The following is a 21,393-nucleotide window of genomic DNA, read 5'->3' on the forward strand; positions in this document are numbered from 1 at the left end:
TTTATTGGGGGCGCTTGAATGCCAGCCGCAGCTTTTCGACATGGGCGCGGCAATGGCAGCCTTCTATATGGTCGTTGACCAGACCCATGGCCTGCATGAAGGCATAAACCGTGGTCGGCCCCACAAAGGACCAGCCGCGCTTTTTCAAATCCTTGGAGATGCGAATGGAAGTATCGGTTTTCGGATTGGCAATTAGTGTCGGATAATCCACGACGACGGGGCGGTCCTCCGCACCCGGCTCAAACGACCAGAAATAGGCCGCGAGCGAGCCTTTTTCCGCGACGAGTTCAATAGCGCGGTTTGCATTGTTGATCGTGGATTCAATCTTGCCGCGATGACGCACAATGCCCTTGTCGGCCAAAAGACGCTCGACATCCTTGCCGTCATATTGCGCCACACGGTGGAAATCGAAGCCATCGAAAGCGGCGCGGAAATTCTCGCGCTTGCGCAGGATGGTGAGCCAGGACAGGCCCGACTGGAAACCTTCAAGGCAAATCTTCTCGAACAGCCGATAATCGTTGGAGACCGGCACGCCCCATTCATTATCATGATAGGCGAGATAGTCCGGCAATATGCCGGGCCAGAAGCAACGGGTCTTGCCATCTTCGCTGACGATCAGACCGGTTTTCACTTCGGCAATATCACTCATTTCCCGCCTCCAATTTCCTGCTCATAGCCTTGTTCGAAAACTGTTTCCCACTTTTCGGGGGCATGCGCAAAGCTTCATCGATCATTAAACATGTGACGCAACCTGACGCTAACCACAACTCTACTTAGAGTGTCGCCTGCGCAGAACACGCGACCAAAATTTACCTTTCCGATTCCATTGGGGCGCACAATCCCATCATGAAATTAGGAGCTGTTCTCCTGACAGGACGTGTCAGGAGCCGCAGCCGGGCAACAGCGCCAATGGACCCAAACAGGTAACGCAACCGGGATGATGGCGCAAAGAGGGACGGATCTGGACCATGCAACCACGTCATCTTCTTTTGATCGGATCGCTTGCAGCGATTGCTGTTTCCATCGTCAGCACCGGCATGGCTTTCGCCAATGACCGTTACGCGACCTTGCCGCCGGTGGCTGTCAGCCCCGACCTATCCGCACCGTGGGTAGCACAGCTGCATGGCCAGCCGGCACGCATGCGCCAGATGCCGGACGGCACCGTCCAGCAGCCGGTGCGCCGCACCACGGTCAAGCAAAAGCAGAAGTCCAAGGCGAATTATCGTCAGGTTTCCTACCAGCGCCCGGCAAGCAATCCAGCTACAGCTCCATCCAAGCATCAGATCGACCCGGCCTATCTGCCACAGAGCGTTTCCTATTCCGGAAGTGAAAAGTCCGGCACGATCGTGATCGATACCAGCAAGCGCTTTCTCTATCTCGTCCAGTCAGACGGCAAGGCCATGCGTTACGGCGTCGGTGTGGGGAAGCAGGGTTTCAGCTGGAAAGGTTCACAGCGCATCAGCCGCAAGGCCGAATGGCCGACCTGGACACCGCCCAAGGAAATGATTGCCCGCGAGCGTCGCAAGGGCCGCATTCTGCCCGCACGCATGGATGGCGGCGTCAACAATCCGCTCGGCGCACGCGCCCTTTATCTCGGTTCAACACTTTACCGTATTCATGGCACCAACCAGCCATGGACCATCGGCAAAGCCATGTCTTCGGGTTGCATCCGCATGCGTAACGAGGATGTGACCGATCTCTATGAACGTGTTCCCATCGGCACCCGCGTTGTCGTTCGCTGATCCGTTCCGGAACAGTTTTACAGTCAAACGAAGCCGCCCTCTCCGCAGGGCGGCTTTTTTACATTCATAATACTGAAACATTGGTTTTTTTGATGAAATCAACCTGCCACAGGCCCAAAAACAACCTGAAAAGGCTTTTGCTTTTCCCGCGAACACCCATATGCTGCCAATGATGATTTGAAAAAACATGGACGGCGCCGCCAGAGGGCGGCCACAAATGCGGCTGTATTGGAATTATGAACCGGTGTCGCATTTGGATGGAGGGAAAGGATAGATCATGACCGTACCGACCGTAAAACTAAACGACGGCAACCATATTCCGCAGCTCGGTTACGGTGTCTGGCAGGTGGGCAATGATGAAGCGGTTACAGCCGTCAGCGAAGCGCTGAAAGCGGGCTACCGGCACATCGACACCGCCGCCATCTATGGCAATGAAGAAGGCGTGGGCAAAGCCATCAACAATTCGGGCGTTGCACGCGGCGACATCTTCCTGACGACCAAACTCTGGAACAGCGATCAGGGCTATGAATCGACGCTGAAAGCCTTTGCGACCAGCCTGAAGAAGCTTGGCACGGATTATGTCGATCTTTATCTGATTCACTGGCCGATGCCTTCCAAAGACCTGTTCATGGAAACCTGGCGCGCCTTCATCAAGCTGAAGGAAGAAGGCCTCGTGAAGTCTATCGGCGTGTCGAACTTCCGCACGGCCGACCTTGAACGCCTGATCAAGGAAAGCGGCGTAACGCCTGTTCTCAACCAGATCGAGCTGCATCCGCAGTTCCAGCAGGACGAGCTGCGCCTGTTCCACGGCAAGCACAACATCGCCACCGAAGCCTGGAGCCCGCTTGGGCAGGGCAAGATTCTGGAAGACGAGAAGCTGAAGGCGATTGCCGCCAAGCACGGCAAGTCCGTCGCGCAGGTCATCCTGCGCTGGCATATCGAGACCGGCAACATCGTCATTCCGAAGTCGGTCACGCCTGCCCGCATCAAGGAAAATTTCGAGGTCTTCGATTTCAGCCTCAATGGGACCGATCACGATGCCATCACCAAGCTGGACAAGACCGATGGCCGCATCGGTCCCAACCCCGCGACATTCTCGGCGGGCTAATTCAAAACATATGACTGAAAAAGCCGGGCAATTGCCCGGCTTTTTTATCGCAGCAATTTCAGGCTGCCGGTCAATGAGCGAACCCATTTGGCAGGACCGGCGATCCCCACCCCATCAATGACCTCGGCGGAAAGATCGCGGTTCGGAAACGTGGTTTCATATTCGGCATAGACATGCATTGCCCGTGCAAAGGCCGGAAAGGCGACAACCGCCTTCCTGTCTTCATGTGCCACCGCTTTCAACAGGATCGACCGGATCGTTTCCGCGTCCGCTTGCAGGATCGGCACGGGACGGTCCGAGCTGATATCGATGGCGACGCCTGAGCGATCAACCAGTTGCCGCGCAGCGACATGAGGCAGTCGTGCGCCAAGTCCGATCGAGATGGCCGCGACTGTGTTTGCCAGCAGGCCTTGGGCCAGATCAGGGTTGACGATAACGGCAAGACGCAGATCTTCCTGCATGATGGCTCCAGAGTTACAGTGTTTCTGCGAGAGAAATACACTGCATCTTCTGGTCGATCCTGCCTTTCTTACCTCTTGATTGCCATGATAAGGTAGATTCTACCCTAAACTGACGACATTGAGGTGGATTTCATGAGCGCGTTGGAACCTTCCGATATTCGCATTCTCGAAGCTTTGCAGGAAGACGGTCGCCTGACCAATCAGGCGCTGGCCGATCAGGTCGGCATGTCCACCTCGCCAAGCTGGCGCAAGATGCGCAAGCTGGAAGAAGATGGCGTGATCGATGGTTATCGCGCTAGCCTCAATCGCAAGGCAATCGGCCTTGGCGTCATGGCTTTCGTGCGGATCAAGATTGACAGTCACAGCGAGCTGGAGGCGGAACAGTTTGCCGCCGAGCTGATGGGGCTCGACGACGTGATCACCTGCTACAGCATCGCTGGCGATGCTGATTTTCTGCTTCAGGTGGTCTCACGCGATCTCGACACCTACGCCGATTTCGCCATGTCCACCCTGCGCCGCCTGCCACGTATCAAGGAAATGCAGACGACCTTCGTTTTGAAGGAAACGAAAAGCTTCAAGGGCTTTCCGTTGCACTATGCCGCGTCAGTGAAGGCGGGAGCTTGAGAGCGCAACCGGCTTCGGCCCGCCATAAGCCCAGTCGATCAGCTCCACCGTATGAACAATCGGCAATTTGCTGCCGGTGGCTATCTGGGTCATGCAACCGATATTGCCTGTCGCGATGAGGGCGGCGCCGGTTGCCTCGATATTCTTCACCTTGCGGTCGCGCAGCTTGGCGGCAATCTCCGGCTGCATGATGTTATAGGTGCCAGCCGATCCGCAGCAGAGGTGCCCTTCCAGCGGTTCCTTTACCGTAAAGCCGGCCTTGGAGAGCAGGTCTTTCGGCTGCCGCACGATTTTCTGCCCATGCTGCATCGAGCAGGCCGAGTGATAGGCGACCGTCAGCGCCTGCGGCGCATCCGGTTCAGGCAGGTCGATGCCGGTGAGATATTCGGTGATATCCTTTGCCAGCGCCGAAACCCGCGCGGCCTTGTCCTGATAGGCCGGATCAAGCCGCAACATGTAACCATAATCCTTGATCGTGGTGCCGCAGCCGGACGCCGCGACGATGATCGCATCGAGACCGCCCGCCTCGATCTCGCGCGTCCAGACATCGACATTGTGCCGTGCCTGTTCAAGCGCCTGCTCTTCACGGCCCATATGGTGAACCAGCGAACCGCAGCAGCCTTCGCCCTTCGGCGTCACCACTTCGATGCCAAAGCGGTTCAAAAGCCGCAACGTGGCAGCGTTGATACCCGGATTGAGCACAGGCTGCGCACAGCCGTTGAGAATTGCCACGCGACCGCGCTTTTCGCCCTTGGCGGCGCTGACGGTTTCGATAGGGACTGCCGCTGGCAGGTTTTGCGGCGCGAGATCAAGCATGGCCGCCATGGGTTTCAGGGCGTCGCTCTTGCGCAAAAGCGGTGCAAACGGCTTGCCCAGTTTCGCCAGTTTCAGCGCGGCACGGAACCGGCCCGGATAGGGCAGAACCTGCGCCAGAACGCCACGCAGAAAGCGGTTCATGAATGGGCGCTTGTATGTTTTCTCGATATGCGCGCGGGCATGATCGACCAGATGCATGTAATTGACGCCCGAAGGACAGGTCGTCATGCAGGAAAGGCATGACAGGCAGCGGTCGACATGGCGCACGACTTCCTCATCCGCCGGACGGCCGTTTTCCAGCATATCCTTGATCAGATAAATGCGCCCGCGCGGGCTGTCGAGTTCATTGCCCAGCGTCACATAGGTCGGGCATGTGGCCGTGCAGAAGCCGCAATGCACGCATTTGCGCAGGATCTTTTCCGATTCCAGAACACCAGGATCGCGCAGCTGGTCGGGGCTGAAATGAGTTTGCATCGTGTCACGCTCCAACCTGATGAGAATGCATACGGCCCGGATTGAGAATATTTTCCGGATCGAATTGCTGCTTCAACCGCTGCGACAAAGCCGCAAGCGCTGCGGGCTGCGGTTCGAACACATCAATGCCAGCACGGACCGTCTCCGGCGCTCGCACCAGCGTCGCGTGACCGCCACCATGTCTGGCAATGAGTTTGCGCAAAATCTGCGCTTCCGGATCTGCTTCCATCCGCATCCAGATCAAGCCACCCTGCCAGTCGTAATAGGCGTCTACGCCCGCATGACGGCGGAACTCGTCCACCATCTGCCAGCCTTGCATCGGCGTCATCGAAACACGCCAGACGGCGCGATTGTCGCCCGCATTGGCATAAGGCAGCACATCGCGCACTTCGCGCCAAAGCTGCTGCGATTGCGCCCCGTCGAGCGCTTCCACCGTGCCAGATTGGCGAAGCAGCGCCTGCAATTGGCGGCTGCGATGCTCCACCGAAGGCGCGAAACCTTCAAGCCGCAACACGGTCGCCGCTTCCCAGCCAAGCTTCCCATCAAGGAAGCGATTGGCAACCGTCGGCGGCAGATGTGCTGCCGACGCGACTTCCTCGCGCGACCCCATCGCCATGGCCATGACGCGCGCCGCCTGTTCGTCAGTCAAGCCGCGCACGACAAGCGTGGCTGCCGTTTCTGGCTTCGGCAGAACCTTGAACGTCACTTCGGTGGCGACGCCCAGCGTGCCCCAGGAATTGGCCATGCCCTTGGACAAGTCATAACCCGTCACGTTTTTGACCACGCGACCTCCGGATTTGAACAATTCGCCCCGCCCGGACACAACGCGCACGCCGAGCACATGGTCACGCGCAGCGCCCGCCTTGAGACGGCGCGGCCCAGACAGATTTGCAGCAAGCGCACCGCCGATCGTGCCGCGACCAGCCGCGCCCGACAGCAACGGGCCGTAATCCATCGGCTCGAAATGAAAACACTGATTGTTGTCAGCCAGAAGCTTTTCGATCTCGACCATCGGCGTTCCGGCCTTTGCCGAAAGCACCAGTTCGTCCGGCTCATACAAGGTCACGCCTGTCAACCGCGACACGTCGAGCACGCGACCGGCATCGACCCTGTGTCCGATGCCGCGCTTGGAGCCATGGCCGATAATTTCCAGCGGGGTGGAACTGGCCAGCGCATCCTGCACCGCATCCAGAACGCCCGCCTCATCTTGCGGCTTTAGAATATTTGCATCGCTCATGATCAAAACCACAACTCAGAATCGGGGAATATCCGGAAAGGCCAGCTCGCCACGATGCACATGCATGCGGCCAAGCTCGGCGCAGCGGCGCAGTTGCGGAAACACCTTGCCGGGATTGAGCAGATGCTTGGCATCGAAGGCACATTTGACGCGCATCTGCTGGTCGAGGTCGATGTCGTTGAACATTTCCGGCATCAGATCGCGCTTTTCGATGCCGACGCCGTGTTCGCCGGTGAGAACACCGCCGACTTTCACGCAGAGCCGCAAAATGTCCGCGCCGAAGTTTTCGGCAGCTTCCAGTTCACCCGGAATATTCGCATCATAGAGGATCAGCGGATGCAGATTGCCATCGCCTGCATGGAACACATTGGCCACCCGCAATCCGTATTTTTCGGACAGCTCGCGCATGCCTGACAGCACACGCGGCAGCTCCTTGCGCGGAATGGTGCCATCCATACACAGATAATCCGGCGAAATACGCCCCACCGCCGGGAAAGCCGCCTTGCGCCCGGCCCAGAAAGCCAGACGCTGCTCTTCCGACTGCGACAGAATACAGGTCGTCGAACCGTTGCGCAGCGCCAGCGCTTCGACCCGACCGATCAAGTGATCGACCTCGACCGGCGGGCCGTCGAGTTCGACAATCAACAACGCTTCCACATCAAGCGGATAGCCGACGCGGACAAAATCCTCTGCCGCTTTGATGGCGGGCCGATCCATCATCTCCATCCCGCCGGGAATGATGCCTGCGCCGATAATATCGGCCACGCACTGGCCAGCCTGTTCGCTGGATGGAAAGCCGACCATCACGGCGCGCGCCGTTTCCGGCTTTTGCAAAATGCGCACCGTGATTTCCGTCACAACGCCAAGCAGGCCTTCCGAACCTGTCATCAGGCCCAGAAGATCATAGCCCTCGCTGTCGAGATGCTTGCCGCCAAGACGAAGCACCTCACCAGTGATCAGCACCATCTCGATGCCGAGCACATTATTCGCGGTCAGACCGTATTTGAGGCAATGCACGCCACCTGCATTTTCAGCGACATTGCCGCCGATGGAACAGGCAATCTGCGACGAGGGATCGGGCGCATAATAAAAGCCCTCATGCTCGACGGCTTTGGTAATGCCAAGATTGGTCACGCCCGGCTGCACCACGGCAACGCGGTTCGGATAATCGATCTCGAGAATACGGTTGAAGCGGGACATGCCGAGCAGCACCGCATCCTGCAAGGGCATCGAGCCGCCGGACAGCGATGTGCCCGCGCCGCGTGGCACGACGCGAATACCGTTTTCGTGGCAATAACGCAGAACTTGTGAGACCTGATCGACCGTTTCCGGCAGCACTACCACCAGCGGCAGCGAGCGATGCGCCGTCAGGCCGTCGCTCTCGAACACCCGCATTGCATTGACCGTATCGACCACGCCCTCGCCCGGTACGATGCCGCGCAGATCATCCACGATCTGCCCGCGCCGCTGCATGACGGACGCATCCGGCTCCGGCATAATCAATCCGCTCATTTGCTCCTCCGCCGCTGGTCAGGCCTTTTTTGTCAAGGCGCCGCCAGCCCTCAAATGCCGTCCCGGCTTTCATCCTCGCTTGAGAACCGGAGCGGTCGTAATGCATCGTTTTCGCGCCATGCCAGACTGGATGGACAGACCCAAACTTTTCTGGAATAGCTCTAACATGCACAGTGCACCCTGCACCGTATTCGTCAAGTGGTAAATCATTTTTACCACTTGTTCCGTTCGCATAACAGTTTTCACGCTGCGGCATAATTGCTTGCCGAGCCTTACAACGCTGGGCTAGATGCAATTGAAATGCAGGCCAATTCGGTAGGAGGGGATCACGCGATCATGATGAGCAGCAGTCTGGCCGATATGGAAATCTTTGCCCGCGTTGTCGCAACCGGCAGCATGTCGGCGGCGGCTCGCGATCTCGGCCTTTCCCCCGCTGTGGTTTCCAAACGCCTTGGTCGTCTGGAAGAGCGCCTCGGTACCCGGCTCCTGCAACGCACAACACGTCAGATCGCGCTGACCGAGGCCGGTCAGGGCTATCACGAGCGTGTCCTGGCCATTCTGTCGAACATCGAAGAGGCGGAAGCTTTTGTCGCGCGGCGTTCCGCCGATGCACGCGGCACGCTGAAAATCTCGGCCCCCACGACCTTCGGGCGCATGCATATCGCCCCCTATCTGGTGCCTTTCATGCGCGCCAATGCCGACCTGACGGTCAATATGCAATTGACCGACGAAATGGTCGATATTGTCGGCGACGGCTATGATCTTGCTATCCGTATTGGCGAATTGTCGGATTCGACCCTTGTCGCCCGCAGGCTGGCGCCTGTCCGACGCCTGCTCGTGGCCTCGCCCGGCTATATCGCGGAACGCGGCACGCCTGAGACAATCGAAGACTTGCAGGCGCATATCTGCCTTGCACCGCACAATAATGATCCATGGCGGCTTGAAGGGCCGAAAGGCCCGATTGTCATTCGCCCGGTCGGCCCGCTCCAGACCAATTCCAGCGAAATGGTGCGTGAAGCCGTGCTGGCCGGTCTCGGCATTGCCCAGCGCTCCACATGGGACATTGGCCCGGAACTCGCGGCAGGCAAACTGGTGCAAGTGCTGCCCGACTATACCGCCTCACGCAATGTGGCCATTCACGCGGTCTATCCCTCGAAACAGTTCCTGCCTGCCAAGGTGCGCCTGTTCATAGACTATCTCGCCGACCTTTATGGCCCTGTACCTTATTGGGAGAGCGGCAGTTCTCCACAGGTCGCATCTCAAAAATAGACATCAAGTCTTTCGCTGGCTATGTAACGCTGCGCATTAGAAAGCGTGCATATAAATGCGATGCGGCATGAACTCCCATCATGCCGGCCGTGTCGTTCCGACTTTTGAGGAAAGATAATGAACACTCCGATCCGTTTTATTCTCGCCATCATCGTTGCCGTTGTCGTCGGTTGCGGCTTCATGTTCTACGACAAGTCCCGCGGTGCGGAATGGGTCGTGTCACCGCAGCAGATCGAACAGGCGAAGTCTGAAGGCAAGCCCGGCTTCGAAAGCCGCCCGGGCACGGTAACCGTGCTGCCGATCCGCAGCGAAACCGCTGACGCGCTGCCTTTCAAATGGGCGATGTATGGCGTTGTCGCGGGTCTGTTCGTGCTTGTTTCGACGCGCAAGCGCAAAAAGGCTTAAAACGCCCCTCTTCCAACCATCAGAAAGCCCGACTGGATCGCCAGTCGGGCTTTATTTTCAATATATTCCGTTGCCGGGTCCGTCCCTTGCGGCTACCTTGCCGCCGATACGCAAAGGGCTTGAACGGCATGGCCGAAACGATTTTCTCCCGCATACAGACGAGCCGCACAGCGGACGACGTCGTGTACCAGATCGAGACTCTCATTCTGGAGGGCGTTCTGCGTGGCGGCGACCGTCTGCCCGGCGAGCGTGAGCTGGCGCGCCAGTTCGACATTTCCCGACCCATCCTGCGCGATGCCCTGAAGCGCCTTGAAATGGCAGGCCTTTTGACCTCACGCCACGGCGGCGGAACATTCGTGGCCGATGTCATCGGACAGGTCTTCAGCGCGCCCGTGGTCAAGCTTTTTGCCGATCATCGCAAGGCAACCGCCGATTATCTCGAATATCGCCGCGAGATCGAAAGCATTGCCGCCGAATATGCAGCGCTTCGGGCTACGCCCGCCGACAAGGCGCTGCTGACGGAAATCATGAATGCGATGGAAACTGCGCATGGCGCGAGCGATTTCGACACCGAAGCGCGTCTTGATGTCGAGTTGCACAATGCAGTTGGCGAAGCGGCGCATAATATCGTGCTGCTGCACACATTGCGCTCCTGCTACCAGCTTTTGAAGGACGGCGTGTTTTATAACCGCAGCCTGATCTACAGCTATCCCGGCGTCGCCGACATGTTCCTCTCGCAGCATCGCGCTATTTACGATGCCGTGATGGCCGGCAACCCGCAAGCGGCCCGCGAAGCGGTGCAAAAACATATCCGCTTCGTCGAGCAGGCAACGCACGACCGCGAGCTGAACGAAGAGCGCGAGCGCGTCTCGCGGCTGCGCTTCCGCCAGCGCGCGGGCACGAATGCGGTGAAGGAAGTGAAGGACGAAGGCGAATGACCGGTGTGATTTTCAAGGATGCGTGCGGCCCGCAGAACATCCGCCTTTATGCCATCGGCGATGTGCATGGCCGCTTCGATCTCTTGCAGGACATGCATGGATTGATCCGCGCCGATCTCGATCATCGCCCTGTCCATGACTGGCGCATCATCCATCTCGGCGATTACATCGATCGGGGGCCGCAATCGAAGGAAGTGCTCGACTTTCTCATTGATGCCACCGCGCATGATCCGCGCATCCTGTCGCTGCTTGGCAATCACGACGAAGGCTTTCTCAATTACCTCGCCACCGGCGACACGGCAGGCATCTTCGCCTTGCATGGCGGCGTGGAAACCGGGCTCTCCTATGGCGTGGAACTGGATTTTTCCGATACGGATAAAGCCCGGCGCAGCCACGAAGCGCTGGTGAAAGCCGTGCCGCAGACGCATGTCGATTTCATACGCTCAATGCCGCGCTGGCTCTCGTTCGGGGACTTCTTTTTCTGCCACGCAGGCGTCGATCCGGCCCTGCCACTCGAAGAGCAGGACCCTGACGATCTTATCTGGATACGGACGCTGTTTTTGAAATGGACCGATCCCCTCGCAAAGGTGATCATCCATGGGCACACACCGCAAGGTGCAGTCGATGTTCAACCCAACCGGGTCAATCTCGACACCTATGCCTGGAAGAGCGGTCTGCTCTCGGCAATCGCAATCGACGGTGTGGAAAAGCGCTTCATCGAAGCGCATTAACCGAAATTAGTGAGCGCTGGAAATTCCGTAACCGTCGCTCGAAACCATGGTGTTACCGGCATCAACGGTGAAGATGCCGACTGCCATGAACACGATCGCGGAGACCATCAGGACGGTAAGAAGGGCGGCATGCTTGGCGGTCATATTCGGAAACTCTCTCGACGGTTGCCGGATGAAATTCGATAAAACGAGCCGCCGTTACGAGCATGGCGTGAAGCCCTGCCCGACCGATCATTGCCCGGGAGACGGCGTTCAGTTACACCCGATAAAAGTTACCCGCAACTGAACGGAAGCGTCGTTCACCGCGCTTTTTTCACAAAACCACGCATTGCTGACAGGATGTGGCAAAGCAGCAACGCGAAGCTTATCCTTAAGGTTAATGTTGGGTTTACAAGCTTGTAGCTGAAGGGGGAGAAGTCTTCCTCTCCGGATGAGCGACCGGGAATCGCAAGAGCGGCCTTGCCCGTTCTAGATTCGGCCGATCCAGGCTTTTGCCAGTGCAGCGCCTGCCTTGTCGGAAGAACGACCGACGCTCTCGGCCAGTTGCGGGAAGGCCTTGTCCCAGCCCGGCGCAATGTCTTCGATTTCGTCGGCGAGTTGGGCATTCCACTGTTTGACCAGCCTGGTATCGGCCTCGAAATGGAACTGGGTGCCATAGACCGCCCGTCCGATCCGGTAGGCCTGATTCTGCGTCATGTCGCTCGACGCCATATGCACCGCCCCCTCGGGAAGGGTGAATGTATCGCGGTGCCAGTGGAAGATCGGAAATGCATTGCCCGCCGTCGACAGAACCGGATCGCGCTGCCCTTCATCGGTCAGGCGCACTTCCTGCCAGCCGAACTCCATCGGACGGTCGAGAATATTCTCGCCGCCATAGGCGCGCGCCACAAGCTGGCTGCCAAGGCAAATGCCAAGTACGGCCTTGTCCTTGTCGCCAAAGCCGCGAATGAGATCGAGCAGATGTGGGAAATAGGCAAATTCGGCGTCGGCCAGCGCATTCTGCTCGCCGCCCAGAACGATCAGCGCATTATGTTCGCTGGCATCGGCGGGCAGCGCATCGCCATTATAGGGGTGGCGCAAATCAATCGAATGACCGGCTTCCGTGAGGACAGGTTCAATCTGCCCCAGCCCCGCACCATCATAATTCTGGACGACCAATACGCGCATAGACCACCCCATAAATCTCGTTTCCATTGGCTAGAGCGGTTTCAGTGAATATTATATTGTTGTAACCGCTCTAACTTTTTGTTTTTACGCACATCTTATCCGAAAACCGCTTCGCACTTTTCGGGATGTGCTCTAGCACGAAAAAGGCCCGGACAACAGCCGGGCCTTTGATTGATGGATGCCGATTATTCGACGACCGACACGCTGACCGTTCGGCCCGCCACGAGGTGCACGCCGTCCGGCACATCCTCCAGTTTCACCCGGACCGGCACGCGCTGCGCAAGGCGCACCCAGTTGAAAGTCGGCGTGACATTAGCAAGCAGGCTGGTGGTCGCGGTACGCTCACGATCCTCGATACCGCCAGCAATGCCTTCCACCTTGCCCTTGAGCTGCACCTTGCTGCCCATGACATCGACCAGAACCGGATCGCCGATCTTGATGCGCTCGAGCTTGTTTTCCTCGAAATAGCCCGAGACATAATAGGAATCCGTGTCCACCAGCGCCGTCACGGCAGAACCTGCGGTGACATAGTCGCCCGGCTGGAGCGAGAAGTTGGTGATGACGCCGTTGACCGTCGCCTTGACCGAAGACCGTTCCATATTGAGCGCGGCCAGATCACGGTCCAAACCGGCCTGACGGTAAGCCGCCTCGGCCTGCATGGCTGTGGTTTCGACCTGTTCCAGCTTCTGGCGGGTCACAGTCGTGTCGTTGAGCTGGCGATAACGGACGAGATCGCGATCGGCCATGTCGAGCGCGGCCTTGCTGCTGTCCACCTTGGCTTCAGCAGTCTGCAGCGCCAGCTTGTAACGCGCCTGATCGATGCGGAAAATCACATCGCCCTTTTTGACATTCTCATTGTCGCGAACGAGAACCTCGCTCACCAGACCCGAAACGTCAGGCGCAACGCGCACCACATCGGCAAGGATTTTGCCGTCGCGTGTCCACGGCGCATTCATGTAATAGTCCCAGAGATGCCAGCCAAGCAGCCCCGCCATTGTGACCATGACGAGGGTGAGAAAAACCCGGCCAGTATGTGCGAAGAGCTTTTTCATCAGTCTATTCCGTTCAAGATAATGGCGGCAGCGCCAAGAATGCAGAAATACATGGCGGCATCGAACAAGGGCCGGTGCCACACAAAACGGTAGAAACGCACGCGCGCCAGCAGGCGCTGCATGATCGTATTGAGGACATAGGCGCCAAGCGCCAGCACGCCCAGGGTGGGGATATAGATCCCGTATATATCGAGTTCAGGTCTCATGATCGTTCACATTCAGGTCTTCACGGGGCTGTTCTTCCGGCGGCTGTTTGTCAGGCAGCTTGCGGCAGCTCCAATTGCGGGCGCGGCGGCAAAGCAAAAGGCGGCGCCTTGGGAAACAGGTTGAAACGCAGCGCCACCAGTGCAAGCCGCGGACGGCGGGCAACAGCGGGCGAACCGTTTTCGATGATCGCCGCTATCGCCTTGTCGATGGAGGCAAGCAGTTGTTCATCGGTATTCTTGCGCGACTGACCGTCCGGTCCATGCTTGGACAGGGCCCGATAATGCGCGCCAACACCGTCCAGCACCGCATCCACCGCATCGCGGCAAGGCTCGGCCAGTTTGGCGCGATATTGCTGCAGGTCGATGGTGTTCATCCCGTTGCGCAGATCGCGCAGCAGATCGACCTTGGCAACATCCGCCGACGGGATCAGCGCCAGACGCGGCGTCATCATGCCGATGCGGTCAATCATGCGTAGCAACAGGCGGTTCATATGCTGCCGACGATGACGGCTCGGACCGCGTTCAGTTGCCGCAACGATATCGCGCCAGCCAGCCTTGACCAGACGCCGCACGCTCCATTCAGCACCGACCGAGCGCACGATAGATGTGATCACCGCAGCCATAACAATACCGACAACCGTCGCCAGATTGGCATTGGCAAAGGTCACGAAATCCGACGTGGCGTGGCTTTGCAGCATGAGCATGTTCGGCAGGTTCACACAGAGCACCATGCCCAGCAGAAACTGCGATGGAATTGCCAGAAGCACACCGGCAGGCACCAGAAACAGACCCAGCACCAGCGCCAGCGGGAAGAAACCATCCACCAGCGGCAGCAGCGCAAATTCGAAAACGAAAGCCGCTACAATCACGATCAGCAGCAGCCAGTTGAACTTGCGCATCACCGGCACGGGATCGTCCATCGTCGCGAAGATACAGCAGAAAATACCTGCCATCATCGCGGCTGCACTGCCCTGCGCCCAGCCTGTCGCAATCCAGAAAGCCGTTGCCACACCGGTTGCGAGAAAGGCCGAGAAGCCCGACAGAAACGCCATGCCATAATCGCGGTGCGCCGGACGCCCCTTCAGATGGGCATCGTAACGACGCCAGCGCAGCGCATGACCGCGCTTCGCACCGGACACGATATCCTGACGCAGCGTGATGCAATCACTCCAGATCTGGACCAGATCGCGTACACGCGCTGCCACATTGAACGGCAAAAGCTCGCCCCAGCTTGAGGCATCCTTACCGTGACGCTCGATCTCGTCGATCAGCTTCAACAAAACCGCGCGGCGCTCTTCGCTGAGGTTTTCGCCGCTTTCGAGCCAGTCACAGGCTTCGTCAAGAAGCTTCTGAACTGCGGGGTGCCACGGCTTTTCGCCCTCACCCGGCTTCAGCACGATGACATCATGCAGGCTGGAAATGATCGGCAGTACGGCAACCATGCGCTGTTGCAGCACATGCAGCATGGTTCCGACGCCGCGGATCGACGATGTGTCATAGGCCACATGGGTCGTCAGGTTGCGCAGTTCCAGCGCATCGGCGGCCAGACGCTGGCGGTCGCGAAGGAATTGCGGGCTGGCGCCCTCGCCACGCATGGTGGCGACGGCCAGCCGTGAACCCTCACGCAGCCAATTGTCGATACGACCGACCAGAACCGGCCCGCTGTGGCGCGGAAAGACGAGGCGGTTGACCACTGCCGCACAGATAATGCCAATGGCAATTTCCTCGACGCGGCCAAGCGCATAATCAAAAGTGGTTTCAGGAACAGAAACCACAGCAAAACTTGCAATCGCCACGGTGTAACCAGCGAGCATGAACAGATAGCTGCGCGGCGTGCCGTCGAGCAGGCTGATCGCCAGACAGACGCCCATCCACAGGCCAATGGCGACGGTTAGAATCTCCGGCGAATTGATCAGATGCGGCACGAAAAGGATCGTGACCGCACCGCCAATAATGGTGCCGACCAGACGATAGAGACCCTTGGATGTGGTGGCCCCCGAAAGCGGATGCGCGACAATGTAAACGGCGGCAATCGACCAATATGGGTTCGGCAGATTGGCCATCAGTGCAATCCACAAGGCAAGCATACCGGCGGCGAACGTCTTCAAGGAAAAGACGACATCCCAGAATTTCGGTGTTGTTTCGGCGAGCTTGGTCATGGTTTTCGAAGGCAGCGTTGGTTTAAAGGTTGAGGAACTTCTCGTTCAGCTTGCGCAATACTTCCATGGCGACATCGACCTTTTCGGCGTCGAAATCGCTTAAGAACTGCGTCCGAAGACGTGCCGCAGACTTTTCCACCTTGGTGGCGACGGCGCGGCCGTCTTCTGTCAACTGGATGAGTTTGACGCGACGATCGGCATCGTCGGCGACGCGCAGGATCAGGCCATCCTTCTCCAGCTCATCGACGACACGAACGATCGTAGCCCCCTCGATGCCGACCCGTTCGGCCAGCACCCCCTGGGGGATCAGATCGCCATGCCGCAAGAGGGTCATCAGCGGAACGGCTTTCGCATCGGAAAGACCATGTTCCGCCATTGCCGCATCAAAGGCTTTCCGCCATCCTCTGGCGGTGCTTGCAAGAAGCGGCGCGAATTCGACCCAGGCTTGTTTCATCACTTCAATTCCATTCAAATAGATAGCTTCATACCTATATGGATACAATCTAATTAGATTCAACTACCAGACATTTCCCATCAATTGTTTGTGTAAGCTTTTCTTCAAGTGAGAGCGGTTTTCAATGCGGAGGCTGGCAGAACGGTCACACAAAGCGCTTGACCGGCGGGCTTTCCCTCTGCCATCGATGCGAACATGCGCGCCAATTACAGAATGCAACGACTTTATATCGAGGATGACCTCGCCCCGGAGACGGCGGTCGAGGCTGCGCCGCAGGCTGCCCACTATCTCATTCACGTGTTACGCCTGAAAGAAGGCGATGAAGTTCTCGCTTTCAACGGGCGCGATGGTGAATGGAAGGCCCGGCTGAAGCCGGAAGGCAAGAAGCGCGTTCTACTCGTACCCGTTGAGGAGACGCGCCCGCAGCCAGCGCCAAGCGATCTCGTCTATTGTTTCGCGCCGCTGAAACAGGGCCGCCTCGATTATATGGTGCAAAAGGCCGTTGAGATGGGCGCAGGCGTTTTGCAGCCGGTCGTCACTCAGCACACGCAGGTGCCGAAGCTCAGCACCGATAAAATAAAGGCCAATGCCATCGAGGCTGCCGAGCAATGCGGTGTGCTCAGCCTACCGGAATGCTGCGACGCAGTGCGCTTCGACCGCTTTATCGACCAGTGGGACCCGTCACGCCGTCTGATCTTTTGCGATGAAGGCCACGAATCGGACGATCCGTTGAGCATTCTGCAAGGCTTGAAGCCCCAATCGAAGCCTTGGCCGATTGGGCTTCTGATCGGCCCGGAAGGCGGATTTTCGGAAGAAGAGCGGCAATTGCTGCACCGTCTGCCCTTCGTGACCGCCATTCCGCTCGGCCCTCGCATTTTGAGGGCGGATACGGCAGCGGTTGCGGCCATGGCTCTGGTACAGGCCATTCTCGGCGACTGGAGAAATGCGGCATGATGTTCTCTAAATCGATCGTTCAATGAAATTGACTTGCGTGATTTGACAAATTTGTCCAATCACGCTGACAAGCTGAAATACCACCAGGGATAGACTGTATGGCGCGCGATACGACTGACGAAACGGCACTGACGGGCGTTGAAGAACTTGCGATCTATCTTGCCGGGGGAAACAAACCCAAGGATGCCTGGCGCATCGGCACCGAGCACGAGAAATTTCCCTTCTATACAGCGGACAACAGCCCTGTTCCCTATGCAGGCCCGCGCGGCATCAAAGCCATTCTGGAAGGCATGCAGGCCATGCTCGGCTGGGAGCCGATCATGGATGAAGGCAACATCATCGGATTGGTGGAGCCGACCGGACAGGGCGCAATTTCGCTGGAGCCGGGCGGGCAGTTCGAGCTTTCCGGCGCGCCGCTTACGACCATTCACCAGACCTGCCGCGAGATGAACGCCCATTTGAGCCAGGTGCGTGAAATCGCCGAACCTCTGGGCATTCGTTTTCTCGGTGTCGGCGGCAGCCCGAAATGGACGCTGGCCGAAACCCCGGTCATGCCGAAGTCGCGCTACAAGATCATGACCAACTACATGCCGAAGGTCGGCCATGAAGGTCTGGACATGATGTACCGGACCTCGACCATTCAGGTGAATCTCGATTTCAGCTCGGAACGCGACATGCGCCGCAAGATGCAGGTTTCGATGAAACTGCAATCGGTCGCCACGGCGCTGTTTTCCAGCTCACCCTTCACCGAAGGCAAGCCAAACGGTCTACTGTCGTGGCGGTCGAGCATCTGGCGCGATACCGACAACCAGCGCGCCGGTGTGCTGCCTTTCGTCTTCTCGGAAAATTTCGGCTTTGCGGACTATGTCAACTGGGCGCTCGACATTCCGATGTATTTCATCCTGCGCGATGGCCGTTATCACGACTGCACCCATGTCACTTTCCGCCAGTTCATGAACGGCGCATTGAAGGGCGAAGTCAGCGATCCCGTGCCGAATATGGGTGACTGGACCAACCATCTTTCGACGCTATTCCCGGAAGTTCGCCTCAAGCGCTTCCTTGAAATGCGCGGTGCAGACGGTGGCCCGTGGCGGCGCATCTGCGCCTTGCCAGCCTATTGGGTCGGCCTGCTCTATGACGAAGAAGCGCTGACGGCAGCCGAAATGCTGACCAAGGACTGGACTTATGAAGAAGTTCTGGCGCTGCGCAATGACGTGCCGACCAAGGCGCTCACGGCAACATTCCGCGGCAAGCCGCTGGAAGGCATCGCCCGCGAAACGCTGAAAATCTCGCGTCTCGGCCTGAAGAACCGTAACAAGCTGAACCCGGAAGGCTTTGACGAAACCCACTTCCTCGCGCCACTGGAAGAAATCGTCGCCGCTGGCATCACCGATGCCGAGCGCATGCTGAAAGCCTATAACAGCATCTGGGCCGGTTCCGTCGAGCCGATCTTCCTGGAGTATGCCTATTGAGCTTTGAGCCGGTAGAAACACCCAAACAAAAAGGGCGCGTTTTTCGCGCCCTTTCCATTTTTCGGGATGTGCTCCGAGGTCAGCTGGTGACCTGCTGACCCTTGGTCGGATCGGGGATCACAACAATCGTGCTGCCATCGCGCACATTGTTATAAAGGTCGATCACATCCTGATTGAGCATACGGATACAGCCGGAGGAAACGGCCTTCCCGATACTCCATGCTTCCGGAGATCCGTGAATACGATATAGCGTATCGCGACCATCCTTATGGATATACATGGCGCGCGCGCCAAGCGGGTTCTTCAGGCCGGGCGGCATGCCGCCATTGGCGATGCTGTAAGGCTGGAGTGCTGGCTGACGCGCGACCATCTCATCCGGCGGTGTCCAACGCGGCCATTGGCGCTTGTAGGCGACCACGGCCCGGCCCGCCCAGGCAAAGCCATCACGGCCGACGCCGATGCCATAGCGCATCGCCCGCCCATTGCCGAGCACGTGATAGAGATACTTGTTCGGCGTATCGACGATGATGGTGCCCTTCACCTCGGATGTCGGATAATCGACTTCCTGCCGCCAGAATTTCTGATCGACCTTGCTGATATCGACGGCCGGGAGCGGAAACTGCTCTTCGGGCATGGCCTGATACATGAGTGGTACCGGCTGCGATGGGGCTACCGGCTTCTTGACCGGCTGGGCCGGTTGCGGCGGCTGGGCGGTTGAAACACAGCCTGACAACGCGACGGCACTGGCGCCGATCAGAAAGCTGCGGCGACTGAAAACCGCCGTCTTCAAGCCGGAAAATGCGGCGTCCTGGGAATTTTTACGCGACATCCTTGAACTCTTTGTTGGACACGCATCGCAGCAATGAACGCGGTTCGTTCGTGCCGGAATTGTGCCGATCATTTCGGATGTGCGAGAAAGAAAAGGCCAAGCTTAAGCCAGCCTTAAGAGAAAAGCCCCTGTGAGCGGACACCTCTCAATTCGGCATTCAAGACATTGCGAGTGTTGCTAAAATAGCGATCCCTGCCCGCCCGGTCGGGACGATGCTGTCTTTTTCGCCGCGCTCGGCCCGGCTGACGATTCGCCCTCTGCGCCGCCATCGGCAACCACCGCAACATCGCCATCACGGAAGCGGAGCGACAGAGCATCGCCCGCAGCCACATTTGCAGCCTGCTTGACCGGATTCCCATCCGCATCGAACACGATGGCAAAGCCGCGATCCAGCACGCTTTCATAGGACAGTGTGCGCATGAGGCGTTCCAGTTCCTGTCCGCGCCGTTTAGCCCGCTCAATCAAAAGCCGCACCGCCTGATCGCGCCTGCGATCCAGCTGTTCGACTGCCGATGTGGCAAGACGGGTGCGCCGCAAAATCGGTTCCGGGACCAGCCGGTCAGCGCGATGCGAAAGCGCCGTGCGGCGTTCACGCAGGAACGCTTCCAGCGCACGCGGCAGTCGCTGGCCGAGCAGCGACATGGTGCGCTGCTGCTCAACAAAACGGCGTTGCAGCAGGCGCGGTGACAATTGCCGGGCGCGCCCTTCAAAATGAACGCGCTTCTTCTGCGTGTTGACGAACAGCGCCCGTGTCAGCCGCGAAGCGGATTCGTCGAAGCGGCGGCGTGGCAAGGCGAGCAGCTGATCAGCGGAAGGCAGCGCGCGCGCAGCCGTGCGATGCGCCTGTCGCTTCAGATCGATGAAACGCGACATGGCCGAGGCAAGCCGCGCCGATTGCCCGGCAAGCGTTGCCTGCAAATCGGCCTTGACCGGCACGGCCATTTCCGCAGCGCCGGTGGGGGTCGGTGCGCGCACATCGGCGGCAAGATCAATCAGCGTCCAGTCGGTTTCGTGCCCCACTGCTGAAATCACCGGAATATGCGACGCAGCCACGGCGCGCACGACGATTTCGTCGTTGAAGCCCCACAGGTCTTCCAGACTGCCGCCGCCGCGCGCCACAATCAGCACATCGGGACGCGGCACGGAACCGTCTTCCGGCATCGCATTGAACCCATCCACGGCAGCGGCCACTTCCGGGCCACTTGTCTCGCCCTGCACACGCACAGGCCAGACAATGACATGCAGCGGATAGCGATCTGAAATGCGGTGAATAATATCGCGGATGACAGCGCCTGTCGGCGATGTCACCACCCCGATCACGCGCGGCATGAAGGGCAGAAGTTGTTTGACCGCCGGATCGAACAGTCCTTCCGCCGCAAGGCGGCGCTTGCGGTCTTCCAGAAGCGCCATCAGCGCCCCGGCACCCGCCGGTTCCATCTGCTCGATGACGATCTGATATTTCGACGATCCCGGATAGGTGGTCAGCTTGCCGGTGGCGATGACCTCCATACCCTCTTCGGGACGAAACCGCAGGCGGCCCATGGAGCCGCGCCAGATCACGGCTTCCAGCCGCGACCGGTCGTCTTTCAAGGCAAAATAGGCATGGCCGGAAGAATGCGGCCCGCGGTAACCGGAGATTTCACCCCGCACGCGCACATGGCCGAACGTATCCTCGACCGTGCGCTTCAAAGCGCCGGAAATCTCGGAAACGCTATACTCGGCGACATTCGACGATGCGCCGGTAAAACTCGAATCGGAACCCATGCTCATCCCATCATAGGCC

22 protein-coding genes are annotated in these 21,393 nt (G+C 58.5%); 9 read left to right on the forward strand and 13 right to left on the reverse strand.

The window, feature by feature from the left end; genetic code table 11:
- Nucleotide 1: 1 nt before the first annotated feature.
- Entirely contained in the window at nucleotides 2-649 is a 648-nt protein-coding gene (locus FHW00_RS13185; protein ID WP_078338964.1) for a DNA-3-methyladenine glycosylase I, read from the reverse strand.
- Between the two features lie 319 nt (nucleotides 650-968).
- Between FHW00_RS13185 and FHW00_RS13190 the strand changes: the two genes are divergently transcribed.
- Together FHW00_RS13190 and FHW00_RS13195 are read left to right on the forward strand one after the other, a co-directional pair.
- Entirely contained in the window at nucleotides 969-1,742 is a 774-nt protein-coding gene (locus FHW00_RS13190; RefSeq protein ID WP_078338965.1) for a L,D-transpeptidase, read from the forward strand.
- A gap of 277 nt (nucleotides 1,743-2,019) precedes the next feature.
- Complete coding sequence (locus FHW00_RS13195) at nucleotides 2,020-2,850, forward strand: aldo/keto reductase (RefSeq protein ID WP_078338966.1); 831 nt, start codon at nucleotides 2,020-2,022, stop codon at nucleotides 2,848-2,850.
- A 44-nt stretch (nucleotides 2,851-2,894) separates the two neighbouring features.
- Here the strand turns inward: FHW00_RS13195 and FHW00_RS13200 are convergent, their stop codons facing one another.
- Nucleotides 2,895-3,311 (reverse strand): DUF2000 domain-containing protein, encoded by a 417-nt coding sequence (locus FHW00_RS13200; RefSeq protein ID WP_078338967.1) that lies wholly within the window; start codon nucleotides 3,309-3,311, stop codon nucleotides 2,895-2,897.
- A 132-nt stretch (nucleotides 3,312-3,443) separates the two neighbouring features.
- On the opposite strand from FHW00_RS13200, the gene FHW00_RS13205 reads away from it, so the two are divergent.
- Nucleotides 3,444-3,935, forward strand: a complete 492-nt coding sequence (locus FHW00_RS13205; protein WP_078338968.1) for an Lrp/AsnC family transcriptional regulator — start codon at nucleotides 3,444-3,446, stop codon at nucleotides 3,933-3,935.
- Here the strand turns inward: FHW00_RS13205 and glcF are convergent.
- The 3 genes from glcF to FHW00_RS13220 are packed head-to-tail and all read right to left on the reverse strand — an operon-like array spanning nucleotide 3,915 to nucleotide 7,974.
- On the reverse strand, nucleotides 3,915-5,225 hold the full coding sequence (gene glcF, locus FHW00_RS13210) for a glycolate oxidase subunit GlcF (protein ID WP_078338969.1): 1,311 nt from the start codon (nucleotides 5,223-5,225) through the stop codon (nucleotides 3,915-3,917). The two genes, FHW00_RS13205 and glcF, sit on opposite strands and share 21 nt — an antisense overlap.
- Nucleotides 5,226-5,229: 4 nt before the next feature.
- On the reverse strand, nucleotides 5,230-6,462 hold the full coding sequence (glcE, locus tag FHW00_RS13215) for a glycolate oxidase subunit GlcE (protein ID WP_078338970.1): 1,233 nt from the start codon (nucleotides 6,460-6,462) through the stop codon (nucleotides 5,230-5,232).
- A gap of 15 nt (nucleotides 6,463-6,477) precedes the next feature.
- Nucleotides 6,478-7,974, reverse strand: coding sequence for an FAD-linked oxidase C-terminal domain-containing protein (locus FHW00_RS13220; RefSeq protein ID WP_078338971.1), 1,497 nt, complete (start codon nucleotides 7,972-7,974; stop codon nucleotides 6,478-6,480).
- A 339-nt stretch (nucleotides 7,975-8,313) separates the two neighbouring features.
- On the opposite strand from FHW00_RS13220, the gene FHW00_RS13225 reads away from it, so the two are divergent.
- The 4 genes from FHW00_RS13225 (at nucleotide 8,314) to FHW00_RS13240 (ending at nucleotide 11,317) form a co-directional block, all read left to right on the forward strand.
- Nucleotides 8,314-9,243 (forward strand): LysR family transcriptional regulator, encoded by a 930-nt coding sequence (locus FHW00_RS13225; protein WP_078339071.1) that lies wholly within the window; start codon nucleotides 8,314-8,316, stop codon nucleotides 9,241-9,243.
- Nucleotides 9,244-9,360: 117 nt separating this feature from the next.
- On the forward strand, nucleotides 9,361-9,648 hold the full coding sequence (locus tag FHW00_RS13230) for a hypothetical protein (protein WP_078338972.1): 288 nt from the start codon (nucleotides 9,361-9,363) through the stop codon (nucleotides 9,646-9,648).
- Nucleotides 9,649-9,776: 128 nt separating this feature from the next.
- Nucleotides 9,777-10,586 (forward strand): FCD domain-containing protein, encoded by an 810-nt coding sequence (locus FHW00_RS13235; protein ID WP_078338973.1) that lies wholly within the window; start codon nucleotides 9,777-9,779, stop codon nucleotides 10,584-10,586.
- Nucleotides 10,583-11,317, forward strand: coding sequence for a metallophosphoesterase (locus tag FHW00_RS13240; RefSeq protein WP_078338974.1), 735 nt, complete (start codon nucleotides 10,583-10,585; stop codon nucleotides 11,315-11,317). Before FHW00_RS13235 ends, FHW00_RS13240 begins: the two co-directional genes overlap by 4 nt.
- A 6-nt stretch (nucleotides 11,318-11,323) precedes the next feature.
- Here the strand turns inward: FHW00_RS13240 and FHW00_RS13245 are convergent, their stop codons facing one another.
- The 6 genes from FHW00_RS13245 to FHW00_RS13270 all read right to left on the reverse strand — a co-directional run bounded on the left by FHW00_RS13245 (nucleotide 11,324) and on the right by FHW00_RS13270 (nucleotide 16,355).
- A complete protein-coding gene (locus tag FHW00_RS13245) occupies nucleotides 11,324-11,461 on the reverse strand; it encodes a hypothetical protein (protein WP_167836115.1) in 138 nt (45 codons plus the stop codon).
- Nucleotides 11,462-11,785: 324 nt separating this feature from the next.
- On the reverse strand, nucleotides 11,786-12,484 hold the full coding sequence (locus tag FHW00_RS13250) for a type 1 glutamine amidotransferase (protein ID WP_078338975.1): 699 nt from the start codon (nucleotides 12,482-12,484) through the stop codon (nucleotides 11,786-11,788).
- A 185-nt stretch (nucleotides 12,485-12,669) separates the two neighbouring features.
- On the reverse strand, nucleotides 12,670-13,536 hold the full coding sequence (locus FHW00_RS13255) for an efflux RND transporter periplasmic adaptor subunit (RefSeq protein WP_078338976.1): 867 nt from the start codon (nucleotides 13,534-13,536) through the stop codon (nucleotides 12,670-12,672).
- Nucleotides 13,536-13,742, reverse strand: a complete 207-nt coding sequence (locus FHW00_RS13260) for a DUF1656 domain-containing protein (RefSeq protein ID WP_078338977.1) — start codon at nucleotides 13,740-13,742, stop codon at nucleotides 13,536-13,538. Before FHW00_RS13260 ends, FHW00_RS13255 begins: the two co-directional genes overlap by 1 nt.
- Before the next feature lie 50 nt (nucleotides 13,743-13,792).
- Nucleotides 13,793-15,901: an FUSC family protein gene (locus FHW00_RS13265; RefSeq protein WP_078338978.1), complete on the reverse strand. Its 2,109-nt coding sequence runs from the start codon at nucleotides 15,899-15,901 to the stop codon at nucleotides 13,793-13,795.
- A gap of 22 nt (nucleotides 15,902-15,923) precedes the next feature.
- Nucleotides 15,924-16,355, reverse strand: coding sequence for a MarR family winged helix-turn-helix transcriptional regulator (locus FHW00_RS13270; protein WP_078338979.1), 432 nt, complete (start codon nucleotides 16,353-16,355; stop codon nucleotides 15,924-15,926).
- A 195-nt stretch (nucleotides 16,356-16,550) separates the two neighbouring features.
- Between FHW00_RS13270 and FHW00_RS13275 the strand changes: the two genes are divergently transcribed.
- Entirely contained in the window at nucleotides 16,551-17,309 is a 759-nt protein-coding gene (locus FHW00_RS13275) for a 16S rRNA (uracil(1498)-N(3))-methyltransferase (protein ID WP_078338980.1), read from the forward strand.
- 98 nt (nucleotides 17,310-17,407) lie between these two features.
- The gene (locus tag FHW00_RS13280; protein WP_113533895.1) at nucleotides 17,408-18,781 is read left to right on the forward strand and encodes a glutamate--cysteine ligase; all 1,374 of its coding nucleotides are present in this window, start codon (nucleotides 17,408-17,410) and stop codon (nucleotides 18,779-18,781) included.
- Nucleotides 18,782-18,860: 79 nt separating this feature from the next.
- On the opposite strand, the gene FHW00_RS13285 is transcribed toward FHW00_RS13280, so the two are convergent.
- Nucleotides 18,861-19,610: a L,D-transpeptidase gene (locus FHW00_RS13285; protein WP_113533896.1), complete on the reverse strand. Its 750-nt coding sequence runs from the start codon at nucleotides 19,608-19,610 to the stop codon at nucleotides 18,861-18,863.
- Nucleotides 19,611-19,787: 177 nt separating this feature from the next.
- Nucleotides 19,788-21,374, reverse strand: coding sequence for an exodeoxyribonuclease VII large subunit (xseA, locus tag FHW00_RS13290; protein ID WP_078338981.1), 1,587 nt, complete (start codon nucleotides 21,372-21,374; stop codon nucleotides 19,788-19,790).
- Nucleotides 21,375-21,393 lie beyond the last annotated feature (19 nt).

This window comes from Ochrobactrum sp. P6BSIII, assembly GCF_014138065.1.
GTDB lineage: Bacteria > Pseudomonadota > Alphaproteobacteria > Rhizobiales > Rhizobiaceae > Brucella.

Excerpts from the sequence above, each read along its gene's own strand:
- glcF (WP_078338969.1), bottom strand. The coding sequence starts at position 5,225 with ATGCAAACTCATTTCAGCCCCGACCAGCTGCGCGATCCTGGTGTTCTG.
- FHW00_RS13270 (WP_078338979.1), bottom strand. The coding sequence starts at position 16,355 with ATGAAACAAGCCTGGGTCGAATTCGCGCCGCTTCTTGCAAGCACCGCC.
- FHW00_RS13200 (WP_078338967.1), bottom strand. The coding sequence starts at position 3,311 with ATGCAGGAAGATCTGCGTCTTGCCGTTATCGTCAACCCTGATCTGGCC.
- FHW00_RS13240 (WP_078338974.1), top strand. The coding sequence starts at position 10,583 with ATGACCGGTGTGATTTTCAAGGATGCGTGCGGCCCGCAGAACATCCGC.
- FHW00_RS13225 (WP_078339071.1), top strand. The coding sequence starts at position 8,314 with ATGAGCAGCAGTCTGGCCGATATGGAAATCTTTGCCCGCGTTGTCGCA.
- FHW00_RS13245 (WP_167836115.1), bottom strand. The coding sequence starts at position 11,461 with ATGACCGCCAAGCATGCCGCCCTTCTTACCGTCCTGATGGTCTCCGCG.
- xseA (WP_078338981.1), bottom strand. The coding sequence starts at position 21,374 with ATGGGTTCCGATTCGAGTTTTACCGGCGCATCGTCGAATGTCGCCGAG.
- FHW00_RS13250 (WP_078338975.1), bottom strand. The coding sequence starts at position 12,484 with ATGCGCGTATTGGTCGTCCAGAATTATGATGGTGCGGGGCTGGGGCAG.
- FHW00_RS13260 (WP_078338977.1), bottom strand. The coding sequence starts at position 13,742 with ATGAGACCTGAACTCGATATATACGGGATCTATATCCCCACCCTGGGC.
- FHW00_RS13285 (WP_113533896.1), bottom strand. The coding sequence starts at position 19,610 with ATGTCGCGTAAAAATTCCCAGGACGCCGCATTTTCCGGCTTGAAGACG.
- FHW00_RS13185 (WP_078338964.1), bottom strand. The coding sequence starts at position 649 with ATGAGTGATATTGCCGAAGTGAAAACCGGTCTGATCGTCAGCGAAGAT.
- FHW00_RS13265 (WP_078338978.1), bottom strand. The coding sequence starts at position 15,901 with ATGACCAAGCTCGCCGAAACAACACCGAAATTCTGGGATGTCGTCTTT.
- FHW00_RS13190 (WP_078338965.1), top strand. The coding sequence starts at position 969 with ATGCAACCACGTCATCTTCTTTTGATCGGATCGCTTGCAGCGATTGCT.
- FHW00_RS13255 (WP_078338976.1), bottom strand. The coding sequence starts at position 13,536 with ATGAAAAAGCTCTTCGCACATACTGGCCGGGTTTTTCTCACCCTCGTC.
- FHW00_RS13275 (WP_078338980.1), top strand. The coding sequence starts at position 16,551 with ATGCGCGCCAATTACAGAATGCAACGACTTTATATCGAGGATGACCTC.
- FHW00_RS13235 (WP_078338973.1), top strand. The coding sequence starts at position 9,777 with ATGGCCGAAACGATTTTCTCCCGCATACAGACGAGCCGCACAGCGGAC.
- FHW00_RS13280 (WP_113533895.1), top strand. The coding sequence starts at position 17,408 with ATGGCGCGCGATACGACTGACGAAACGGCACTGACGGGCGTTGAAGAA.
- FHW00_RS13230 (WP_078338972.1), top strand. The coding sequence starts at position 9,361 with ATGAACACTCCGATCCGTTTTATTCTCGCCATCATCGTTGCCGTTGTC.
- glcE (WP_078338970.1), bottom strand. The coding sequence starts at position 6,462 with ATGAGCGATGCAAATATTCTAAAGCCGCAAGATGAGGCGGGCGTTCTG.
- FHW00_RS13205 (WP_078338968.1), top strand. The coding sequence starts at position 3,444 with ATGAGCGCGTTGGAACCTTCCGATATTCGCATTCTCGAAGCTTTGCAG.
- FHW00_RS13195 (WP_078338966.1), top strand. The coding sequence starts at position 2,020 with ATGACCGTACCGACCGTAAAACTAAACGACGGCAACCATATTCCGCAG.
- FHW00_RS13220 (WP_078338971.1), bottom strand. The coding sequence starts at position 7,974 with ATGAGCGGATTGATTATGCCGGAGCCGGATGCGTCCGTCATGCAGCGG.